Source organism: Aureisphaera galaxeae, assembly GCF_028561275.1.
In the GTDB taxonomy this organism is placed as follows: Bacteria; Bacteroidota; Bacteroidia; order Flavobacteriales; family Flavobacteriaceae; genus Aureisphaera; species Aureisphaera galaxeae.
In genome coordinates, this window is the sequence record NZ_JAQQTF010000005.1 from 84,814 (window position 1) to 95,010 (window position 10,197).

7 protein-coding genes are annotated in these 10,197 nt (G+C 41.9%); 6 read left to right on the plus strand and 1 reads right to left on the minus strand.

What is annotated here, in order from left to right:
* The first annotated feature begins 46 nt into the window (after positions 1–46).
* The 5 genes from rpoC (at position 47) to POV27_RS10625 (ending at position 7,442) form a co-directional block, all read left to right on the plus strand.
* Positions 47–4,345, plus strand: coding sequence for a DNA-directed RNA polymerase subunit beta' (rpoC, locus tag POV27_RS10605; protein WP_272862740.1), 4,299 nt, complete (start codon positions 47–49; stop codon positions 4,343–4,345).
* Between the two features lie 54 nt (positions 4,346–4,399).
* Positions 4,400–4,714, plus strand: a complete 315-nt coding sequence (locus POV27_RS10610; RefSeq protein ID WP_272862741.1) for a DUF3467 domain-containing protein — start codon at positions 4,400–4,402, stop codon at positions 4,712–4,714.
* A 333-nt stretch (positions 4,715–5,047) separates the two neighbouring features.
* Positions 5,048–5,797 carry a hypothetical protein gene (locus tag POV27_RS10615; protein ID WP_272862742.1) on the plus strand — a complete coding sequence of 250 codons (750 nt, stop codon included), beginning with the start codon at positions 5,048–5,050 and terminating at the stop codon, positions 5,795–5,797.
* Positions 5,798–5,808: 11 nt separating this feature from the next.
* Complete coding sequence (locus POV27_RS10620) at positions 5,809–6,582, plus strand: hypothetical protein (protein WP_272862743.1); 774 nt, start codon at positions 5,809–5,811, stop codon at positions 6,580–6,582.
* An 11-nt stretch (positions 6,583–6,593) separates the two neighbouring features.
* Positions 6,594–7,442, plus strand: coding sequence for a hypothetical protein (locus POV27_RS10625; protein ID WP_272862744.1), 849 nt, complete (start codon positions 6,594–6,596; stop codon positions 7,440–7,442).
* A gap of 309 nt (positions 7,443–7,751) precedes the next feature.
* Here the strand turns inward: POV27_RS10625 and POV27_RS10630 are convergent, their stop codons facing one another.
* Complete coding sequence (locus POV27_RS10630; RefSeq protein ID WP_272862745.1) at positions 7,752–9,353, minus strand: peptide chain release factor 3; 1,602 nt, start codon at positions 9,351–9,353, stop codon at positions 7,752–7,754.
* A gap of 365 nt (positions 9,354–9,718) precedes the next feature.
* On the opposite strand from POV27_RS10630, the gene POV27_RS10635 reads away from it, so the two are divergent.
* The gene (locus POV27_RS10635) at positions 9,719–10,174 is read left to right on the plus strand and encodes a hypothetical protein (protein ID WP_272862746.1); all 456 of its coding nucleotides are present in this window, start codon (positions 9,719–9,721) and stop codon (positions 10,172–10,174) included.
* Positions 10,175–10,197: the final 23 nt, after the last annotated feature.

Here is a 10,197-nt window from a genome sequence, read left to right on the forward strand (position 1 = left end):
CAAACGTTTCTACCAAACAAAATTTTAAAGTATTTTTTTCAGCATTATGGCAAGAAATAAAGAAAACACAGTACAGAAATTCAACAAGATTTCTATCGGTTTAGCTTCTCCAGAGTCTATTTTGGCAGAGTCCAGAGGAGAAGTACTTAAGCCGGAAACGATCAACTACCGTACGCATAAGCCGGAGCGTGATGGTCTTTTCTGTGAGCGCATCTTTGGTCCTGTAAAGGATTACGAGTGTGCCTGTGGTAAATATAAAAGAATTCGCTACAAGGGTATCGTTTGTGACCGTTGTGGTGTAGAGGTAACCGAAAAGAAGGTACGTCGTGATCGCGTAGGACACATTAACTTGGTAGTTCCTGTAGCTCACATCTGGTACTTCCGTTCGTTGCCAAATAAAATTGGATACTTACTTGGACTTCCATCCAAGAAGTTGGATATGATCATTTACTACGAAAGATATGTAGTAATTCAACCAGGTTTGGCGAAGAATGAAGAAGGAGAACCGTTACAAAAAATGGATTTCCTTACTGAGGAGGAATACTTGAATATCTTAGACAGCCTTCCACAGGAAAACCAGTACTTGGAAGACAACGATCCTAACAAGTTCATCGCTAAGATGGGAGCCGAGTGTTTGATCGAATTGCTACAGCGTATCGATTTGGATGCCCTGTCTTTCGAGTTGAGACACAAAGCAAACAACGAAACTTCCAAACAACGTAAGACGGAAGCATTAAAGCGTCTTCAAGTTGTAGAAGCACTTCGTGAAGCCAACAACAACCGTGAGAACAAGCCAGAGTGGATGATCATGAAGGTGGTACCTGTAATTCCACCGGAATTACGTCCATTGGTGCCATTGGATGGTGGTCGTTTCGCGACTTCGGATTTGAACGACCTTTACCGTCGTGTAATTATCCGTAACAACCGTCTGAAGCGTCTTATGGAAATCAAAGCACCAGAGGTAATCTTACGTAACGAGAAGCGTATGCTTCAGGAGTCTGTAGACTCTTTGTTCGATAACACGCGTAAGTCTTCTGCTGTGAAGACCGATAGCAACAGACCGTTGAAATCCCTATCCGATTCCCTTAAAGGTAAGCAAGGACGTTTCCGTCAGAACTTATTGGGGAAACGTGTGGATTACTCAGCACGTTCTGTAATTGTTGTTGGACCGGAATTGAAATTATTTGAATGTGGTCTTCCAAAGGACATGGCTGCCGAACTTTACAAACCTTTCGTAATTCGTAAGTTGATCGAAAGAGGAATTGTAAAAACGGTAAAGTCTGCTAAGAAGATTATCGATAAGAAAGAACCTGTGGTGTGGGATATCCTTGAAAACGTATTGAAAGGACACCCGGTACTATTGAACCGTGCCCCCACATTGCACCGATTGGGAATCCAAGCCTTCCAACCTAAGTTGATCGAGGGTAAGGCGATCCAGTTACACCCATTGGTATGTACGGCGTTTAACGCGGATTTCGATGGTGACCAGATGGCAGTGCACTTACCACTAGGTCCTGAGGCTATTTTGGAAGCCCAATTATTAATGTTGGCTTCTCACAATATCTTGAACCCTGCGAATGGTTCGCCAGTAGCGGTACCATCTCAGGATATGGTATTGGGTCTGTACTACATGACCAAATTGAGAAAGACAGACGACGAATACACCGTAAAAGGAGAAGGTCTTACTTTCTACTCTCCAGAAGAGGTAACCATTGCTTATAATGAAGGGAAAGTAGATCTGAATGCCGAAATTAAAGTAAGAACCAAAGACTTTAACGAGGAAGGTGAATTAGCGACTCAGTTGATTACGACTACTGTAGGTAGGGTAATCTTTAACGATAAAGTGCCAGAGCGCGCAGGTTACATTAATGAAGTATTGACCAAGAAATCCCTAAGGGATATTATCGGGGGAATCCTTCAAGTAACTTCTGTTCCTGAAACGGCTGCTTTCTTGGACGAAATCAAGCACTTAGGATATAAATTCGCATTCGAAGGTGGATTGTCCTTTAGTTTGGGAGATATCATTATCCCTGCCGAAAAGCAAGGAATGATCGATTCTGCCAACTCTCAGGTAGATGGTATTATTGCCAACTATAACATGGGATTAATCACCAACAACGAGCGATACAATCAGGTAATTGATATTTGGACGGCGACAAACGCACAGCTTACCGAGCTTTCCATGAAACGTATCCGTGAGGATCAGCAAGGATTTAACTCGGTGTATATGATGCTTGATTCTGGAGCGCGTGGTTCTAAGGAGCAGATTCGTCAGTTAACCGGGATGCGTGGTCTGATGGCCAAGCCGAAGAAATCGAACTTTGGTGGAGGTGAAATTATTGAAAACCCAATTCTTTCTAACTTTAAGGAAGGACTTTCCATTCTTGAGTACTTTATCTCTACGCACGGTGCACGTAAGGGTCTTGCAGATACCGCTTTGAAAACGGCAGATGCTGGATACCTAACCCGTCGTTTGGTAGATGTATCTCAGGATGTGATCATTAATATTGAGGATTGTGGTACACTGAGAGGAATCGAGGTGACTGCATTGAAGAAGAACGAAGAAGTAGTAGAAACCCTAGGTGATAGAATTAAAGGACGTACTTCGTTGAACGATGTAATAAATCCTTTGACCAAGGAAGTGATGGTAGAAGCTGGAGGTCATATTACCGATGAGATTGCGAAGGTAATCAATGCTTCTCCTGTTGAAACCGTAGAAGTACGATCTGCACTTACTTGTGAAGCCAGAAAAGGAATCTGTGCTGCTTGTTACGGAAGAAACCTTGCGACCAACAAAATGGTACAGCGCGGTGAAGCGGTGGGTGTAGTTGCAGCTCAGTCTATTGGAGAGCCTGGTACACAGCTTACACTTCGTACGTTCCACGTAGGGGGTATTGCCGGTAACATTTCTGAAGAGAACAAATTGGCCGTTAAATTCGACGGTAGAGCAGAGATCGAAGATCTTAAAACTGTAAAAGGAGAAGATGCAGAAGGAAATACAGTAGATATCGTAATCTCCCGTACTTCTGAAATCAAATTGATTGATGAGAAAACAGGAATTACCCTAAGTACGAATAACATTCCTTATGGTTCTTACATCTTTATCAAGGATGGACAGAAATTGAAGGAAGGCGATGTAGTGTGTCAGTGGGATCCATATAACGGTGTGATCATTTCCGAATTTGCCGGAAAGATTAAATACGAGAACATCGAGCAAGGGGTTACCTACCAAGTTGAGATCGACGAACAAACTGGATTCCAGGAGAAGGTAATTTCCGAATCTAGGGATAAGAAAAAGATTCCTACGCTTCAAATTTTAGGAGCTAAAGACGAATTGATCCGTTCGTACAACTTACCAGTGGGAGCACACCTTATGGTAGATGATAACGAGAAGATCAAGGTTGGTAAGATCTTGGTGAAGATACCACGTAAGTCTGCGAAAGCAGGGGATATTACAGGGGGGCTTCCACGAGTTACCGAGTTGTTCGAAGCACGTAACCCATCGAACCCCGCAGTAGTAAGTGAGATCGATGGTGTTGTATCCTTCGGAAAGATTAAGAGAGGTAACCGTGAGATCATCGTAGAGTCCAAGTTAGGAGAGATCAAGAAATACTTGGTGAAGCTTTCTAACCAGATCTTGGTACAGGAGAATGACTATGTAAGAGCAGGAATGCCTTTATCCGATGGAGCGATTACACCAGTTGACATCTTGAAAATTAAAGGGCCATCTGCCGTACAGCAGTACTTGGTAAACGAAGTACAGGAAGTATACCGTTTGCAAGGGGTGAAGATTAATGACAAGCACTTCGAGGTGGTAGTTCGCCAGATGATGCGTAAAGTACAAATTGTAGATCCGGGAGATACTACGTTCTTGGAGAACCAATTGGTACACAAATATGACTTTATCGAGGAGAATGACAAGATCTTCGGAATGAAGGTGGTTGAAGAAGCTGGAGACTCTGAGAACTTGAAAGAAGGACAGATCGTAACTGCCCGTGAACTTCGCGATGAGAATTCCATCTTAAGAAGAGAAGACAAGGCCTTGGTTGAAGGGCGTGATGCAGTACCAGCGACAGCTACTCCTGTATTGCAAGGTATTACCAGAGCGTCGCTACAGACCAAGTCGTTCATCTCTGCGGCATCCTTCCAGGAGACAACTAAAGTATTGAACGAAGCTGCAGTAAGCGGTAAGGTAGATACCTTAGAAGGTCTTAAGGAGAATGTAATCGTTGGACACAGAATTCCAGCTGGAACCGGAATGAGAAACTACGATACGATCATCGTAGGATCCAAGGAGGAACTGGAAGATATGACCCGCGAGAAGCAAGAAGTGAATTATAACTAATAGTAGAAAACCAGGCGCTCCGTAAGGGGCGCTTGTTATTTAAAACCCATACTAATGGCAGAAGAAAAGAAGCCCAAACAAGGGCAGATCAATATAGAGTTGGATGCCGATGTGGCACAAGGGATTTATAGTAACCTAGCGATCATTAACCATTCACAATCTGAATTTGTACTGGATTTTGTAACCATCATGCCAGGCGTTCCCAAGAGCAAGGTAAAGTCCAGAATTGTATTGACACCACAACACGCCAAGCGTTTTTTGAAAGCGTTAAACGATAACATACAACGTTTTGAAGGCGCCCATGGCGAAATAAAGGACTATCAGCAACCTCCCATACCGATCAATTTCGGCCCAACGGGAGAAGCATAAAAAAATCGAAGCCTCACTTTAAAGTGGGGCTTTTTTCTGCGCTATAATTATAAACCCCTATGGGTTTGGTAGGGTAATATTACGGTAAAAACGCATATTTTATTGATATTTAAACTTTTAACAGAAAAAAACGGCGTTTTGTCGATGAAATTTGTATGTTCATCGTGTTATTGTAAGTAAGTCCTACTTATTTTCAACCAGAACCTGGCGGCATTGCCTTTCCCCAAAGGAAGCCATTTAAATCCCCTTTTATTTCCCCATTTGCTCCAGAGAAGAATGAGACTTAGTGTCTCATGGCACACTAATGCTTTGTTTTAACTAAAACGTTGGCTTATGAAGTTGATATATTCTCTCATTATTATTTGTTCTTTGGTATATGGAACACAAGCTCAGAATGTCGGGATTAACACGACCAATCCACAACAGGCGTTGCATATGGCAGGTACATCCGCTACAATTAGGGTAGAAGGCCTGGATGCTACCAATAATAGTTATAATGGGGGCGACACGGAACCTGACGGAGATTTAACCAATAATACGTATCCACTTTATGTAGATGATGCGGGGGATTTTACCTTAGAGCTTAAGACTATTTATGGGTCTGAGGAAGTAGATGCCTTTGATGATACGTCACTTCCGACCAGTACGGCGACCTTATTGGCAACTAGTTCAACGGGTGAAGTTACCGTAGATGTGTTTACCTATTCCATTACTGTTCCTAGAGCCACTGTTTTGGAAGTAAAATACGGAATGAGCTATGATATCTTCCTAGACAACACCTATGCTATTATTACTGATAACTTGGCCAGAAGGATTCAAACACATGTTGTCGTAACTGGTGATACCCGAGAATATGCTACGGCATCGAAATCCTATAGCAGCGGAACATCGAATAGTGTGGCGGGTCCGTTTTACAATAGTGGAACCGCCTACATTTCTCTGCCCTCAGCAGGGGCATATGATATTACCATACAAGGAAGGGTGTCTTCCAACACCAAAGCTTCGGGAGGAGGAACAACTTCCAAAGCTACCTATGTTGAATTTGCAACGCATAACGATTTCTTGTTTATGCGATTGTACTAAATGGATGGACCATGAAGCGAACACTACTTTTTACAATTGGAATTTTAATAATAGGACCTATGTATGCACAGGTAGGAATTGGAACTACAGCTCCACAAGAAGATCTACATATTGCAGGATCAACTTCTACCATGCGTATTGAAAGCTTGGACTCTGCAAACAATCCTACCTATAATAACGGGGTAGACTTAGCTCCCGTCTTTGTGGATGGTAACGGAGACATTGTACTGGGTAATGGCACCGGAGCCAGTGGACAAGAACCCTTTAACTTTCTCATAGACGTTCCGGATTTTGTCGCCGATGACCCCTATGGTTTAGGGTATGGATCTGGTAGTGTAGTAAATAGCGATGACTTGGGACAAACACAGGTAGAAGGGCAAATAACCACAGTAACCTTTACCGTGCCCCAAGATGCCATGGTAGAAGTGAAGTATGGCATTACACTGCTTATAGCAGGTAACGATTTGTCGGCAGGTGTTCCCACCACTTATGTGGATTTCGATCAGGCAGTGTCCATGATGACGTTTTTTAAAATCGATTTAAACAACGATGGATTGGATGCCACGGAAGCTGGAAAGGAATACGGGCACAAGGGGCAATATTATGCTACTTCCAATCAAGGAATTATAGGGTATCCCTATATGAATGGCCAAGCTTACTTTACCATTTCGCAGGGTACGCATACTTTGTATTTCTACGGAAGAATAAACGATAATGCGGCTTCTTATACCAGTGTTGGGTTTGGTGGTGCGCAGGATTTTCTGAAAATAAGAGTGTACAATTAAATGCAAGGAATATGAAGAGTTTAGAATTGTTTACGATGCTTCTTTTGGGATCAACAATGGTAGCGCAGGTAGGTATAAATACGACCACTCCACAGAAGGATTTACATGTAGCAGGGGCTGCGTCCAATGTGAGAATCGAAGGGTTGGACGGTAAGAACAACATTAATAATTTAGGAACTGGATCTACCACTCGGGTATATGCCGACACCAATGGAGATCTTACTTTAGGATTGCCTACCGATAAAACCATAGAAATTTTGGTCGATTCGGAAAATTACTTGGATGATGCAGAAACATCTTCAACCAGAATTGTGCAAACAGGAAATGCCTTTGGGTATAACATAGCAGGTAATTTAGCTAATTTCCCTGCCGAAGCTTTCACGCTGACACAAAACGCTATTCTGGAAGTGAATTATTCACTTTCTTATTCCTTATATAAATCCAATGATCGTATTTCGGACCAGCATGCCCGTGTGATCCAAACGGCTGTATACTTTCGTCAGGTAACAGACCCGACGGATGAATATGATGGAGCCGCGATAATAAATGATGTGGATGGAAATCCCATTAATGGAGGGCCATGGTGTATTGATTTGAATTCTTCAGGGACCACCTGTCGGGAAACCGGAGGTTTAATAGCTCTAAATGGTCAGTTTTATGCGAATTCGGATCGAGATAATGGGGACTATCAAGAATACAAAAATACCGGTACTGATTATGTGAAGTTAGGTCCAGGAACCTACGTAGCCCTATTTGCGGCCCAGATAGCCGTTGGTAATACCTCAGGAACGGGATCTGTATTTATTTATTTAGGTTCAGGGAAGGATGACCTACAGATCATTGCACATTATTATAATTAATCTTCGTTATTAAGTTCCGAATTCCAGGTGCAGGGCTGAAGCGTTTAACTGTTTAATCGAAGTGTGATTCTACTTGCTACTTACTTTTTATTCAAAGCACAGTTTTACATTCTCAATTTTACATTTTGAATTTTTCCGTTTGCGAGTTTTAGGGTTCTGGGTTCAAGGTTGACAGTTTCAGTGCGCAGGGAACAATCAATGACAAAAATATTTACACATGTAAAAATTATTGCCAATACCTTGACTCAACATCTAAGCGATTCAACAATTAAACACCTAACACTAAGTACTTAAAATTTAAAACTTCTACTAAGCGTGCACGCTTTCGAACTCACTAATAAAGTGCAGCTTCACGTTCGGGTATTTGCTCTGTGTCATTTGTAAGGTGAAAGCAGAATCGGCAAAGAATACCAATTGGCCTTGCTTGTCTTTTGCCAAGAATTTTGATTTAACCCGTTTAAAATCAGTGAATTCTTCGCTTTTCGGGTCGGCGGGATCTACCCAACAAGCCTTATGAACATTCAGGTTTTCGTAACTACATTTCGCGCCGTATTCATGTTCCAATCGGTATTGGATGACTTCAAACTGAAGGGCGCCAACCGTTCCAATTACCTTTCTACCGTTCAATTCCAAACGGAATAACTGAGCTACCCCTTCATCCATTAACTGATCGATTCCCTTTTCCAATTGCTTGCTTTTCATGGGATCGGCATTATTGATGTATTTGAAATGCTCTGGCGAAAAACTGGGTATACCTTTATATTGCATTTGTTCCCCTTCGGTAAGGGTATCTCCAATTTTGAAGTTCCCCGTATCGTGTAACCCCACAATATCGCCAGGATAGGAGATATCTACTACCTGCTTCTTTTCAGCAAAGAAGGCATTGGGCGAGGAGAACTTCATTTTCTTTCCATTTCGAACATGAAGGTAAGGCGTATTCCTTTCGAAGGTTCCTGAAACGATCTTTATAAAGGCCAAGCGGTCTCTGTGTTTGGGATCCATATTGGCGTGTATCTTGAAAACAAATCCGGAAAAAGCCTTTTCATCGGGTTGTACCAAACGGGTATCACTTTCCTTGGGTCTGGGTTTTGGGGCAATGCTAATGAAGCAATCCAATAGCTCCCTCACTCCAAAATTATTCAATGCCGAACCAAAGAATACGGGTTGCAACGTACCGTTCAAATAGGCTTCGCGGTCAAAATCGGGATATACTTCATACACCAATTCCAATTCTTCACGAAGGGTTTCGGCGGCTTCATCCCCGATAAGATCATCGAGTTCCTGTGAAGCGATGTCCTCTACTTCAATGGTTTCCTCTATATTTTTTCTATTATCACCACTAAATAGGTTTACATTCTTTTCCCATATATTATAGATACCCTTAAAATCGTACCCCATTCCGATAGGGAAGGAGAGTGGGGTTACCTTTAAATGAAGTTTCTGTTCTATTTCATCCAACAATTCGAAAGCATCCTTTCCCTCTCGGTCCAGTTTGTTGATGAAAACAATCATAGGAATGTTTCGCATGCGACATACTTCCACCAATTTTTCGGTCTGTTCCTCCACCCCTTTGGCAACATCGATGACTACAATAACACTATCTACCGCCGTCAAGGTTCTGAAGGTGTCTTCGGCAAAGTCCTTGTGACCTGGAGTATCAAGGATATTAATCTTTATTCCCTCGTATTCAAAAGCAAGCACAGAAGTCGCTACAGAGATTCCCCTTTGCCTTTCAATTTCCATAAAATCACTAGTGGCCCCCTTCTTTATTTTATTGCTTTTTACGGCACCCGCTTCTTGAATGGCGCCCCCGAAAAGAAGGAGTTTTTCGGTAAGTGTGGTTTTTCCGGCATCTGGGTGAGATACAATTCCAAAAGTCTTTCTACGACCAATTTCTATTTCCAAGGACATTTCCTACAATTAAAATTTGGGCAAAGATACGGGTAGTTTTAGTGTTATAAAAGCTTGATTAGTAGTAAAAAACCCCGCATTAGTTCTGACAAAATAAAACGCTCTGACCGCCAATAAAATAAGGTATATACGTATAAGTACGTATGCCTTTTTCCTACAATAAATTGTGGAAAAACCGTACTTTTTATGCATTTCAACGAATATTTATAACAGTTTGGCTAATAGTTCCTTGTTGTAAATAATTTAACATTTTTTCCTACGTATATTTGGGTATCAAAAAGCAGTTGGGGCTTTTTAATTATCGACATCTAACTAATTAAATTTTAGAACCTATGTACCTCACATATGCTACTAGGCTATGCGCTATGCGTAACCTTCTCACCTTCGCACTTTTGTTTGTGTTTACAGCATCATCCTTTGCTCAGAATTGTGGAGCTACTCTTACTGTAGAAAAAGATAGGAATAGCAAAGCGGTATATGAGAACGGTGCGTTCTTCACGTTGGAGTTAACGAACACTTCATCCAGTACCAAGACTTTTACACTTTCTACTGCGCTTATGCAGGAGGGATGTGAACGAGGACAGAAATCGTTACAGTCTGCTGCTGTGGCAGATTTGTCCTTTGTGAATTCCCAATCCAAGAAAAGTCTTTCCAATATCACATTACGTGGTAAAGAAACCTATAAGTTCTATGTAAAGGCCATGGCTTCGGGCAAATCAGCTTCCAAACAATGGGGTTGTTACGAAGTGATCGCCGATCAAGACGGTTGTACCACGAGTACTGTAGTGAAAGTATATGTTCCAAATCCAACAGAACAATAATATCGATATAAGGCTTAAATCAA

Coding starts and splice junctions, on each gene's coding strand:
- POV27_RS10615 (WP_272862742.1), top strand. CDS start 5,048: ATGAAGTTGATATATTCTCTCATTATTATTTGTTCTTTGGTATATGGA.
- rpoC (WP_272862740.1), top strand. CDS start 47: ATGGCAAGAAATAAAGAAAACACAGTACAGAAATTCAACAAGATTTCT.
- POV27_RS10620 (WP_272862743.1), top strand. CDS start 5,809: ATGAAGCGAACACTACTTTTTACAATTGGAATTTTAATAATAGGACCT.
- POV27_RS10630 (WP_272862745.1), bottom strand. CDS start 9,353: ATGTCCTTGGAAATAGAAATTGGTCGTAGAAAGACTTTTGGAATTGTA.
- POV27_RS10625 (WP_272862744.1), top strand. CDS start 6,594: ATGAAGAGTTTAGAATTGTTTACGATGCTTCTTTTGGGATCAACAATG.
- POV27_RS10610 (WP_272862741.1), top strand. CDS start 4,400: ATGGCAGAAGAAAAGAAGCCCAAACAAGGGCAGATCAATATAGAGTTG.
- POV27_RS10635 (WP_272862746.1), top strand. CDS start 9,719: ATGCGTAACCTTCTCACCTTCGCACTTTTGTTTGTGTTTACAGCATCA.